General features: G+C 68.6%; 1 protein-coding gene. It reads left to right on the top strand.

The annotated features are described in order from the left end of the window. Nucleotides 1–21: 21 nt before the first annotated feature. Nucleotides 22–660, top strand: a 639-nt coding sequence (locus JFB92_RS24955; protein ID WP_233163796.1) for a glycoside hydrolase family 5 protein, incomplete at its 3' end; no start/stop codon positions are given.

Raw genomic sequence — 660 nt, 5'->3', positions numbered from 1 at the left:
ACGGCGATCGTGCTCGCGCCCCTGGGATACGGCATCGCCGTCGGCGAGACCCTCGAGGACGAGATCACCGCGTCGGCCGCCTCACCGGTCGACGAGCACGGCAGGCTCCACGTCTGCGGCACACGGCTCTGCGACTCCGCGGGGGAGCCGGTCCAGCTTCGCGGCATGAGCACCCACGGGCTGCAGTGGTTCTCGCAGTGCGTGGGCGACGCCTCGCTCGACGCCCTCGCCTACGACTGGGGCGCCGACGTCGTGCGCCTGTCGATGTACATCCAGGAGGACGGGTACGAGACCGACCCCGAGGGCTTCACGGCCCGGATGCACGACCTCATCGACGACGCCACCGCCCGCGGCCTGTACGTCATCGTCGACTGGCACATGCTCACCCCCGGCGACCCGCACTACAACCTCGATCGCGCCAAGACCTTCTTCGCCGAGATCGCCGCCGAGCACGGCGACCAGAACAACCTGTTCTACGAGGTCGCCAACGAGCCCAACGGCGTCTCCTGGGCGGAGATCAAGTCCTACCACGAGCAGATCATCCCCGTGATCAGGCAGCACGACTCCGACGGCGTCGTCCTGCTCGGCACCGCCGACTGGTCCTCGCTCGGCGTCTCCGGAGGCACCGATGAGCAGGAGGTCATCGACGATCCGGTCGAC

Source organism: Glycomyces salinus (assembly GCF_016428645.1).
GTDB lineage: Bacteria > Actinomycetota > Actinomycetes > Mycobacteriales > Micromonosporaceae > Glycomyces > Glycomyces salinus.
This window is presented reverse-complemented; position numbering and strand designations above follow the sequence as displayed.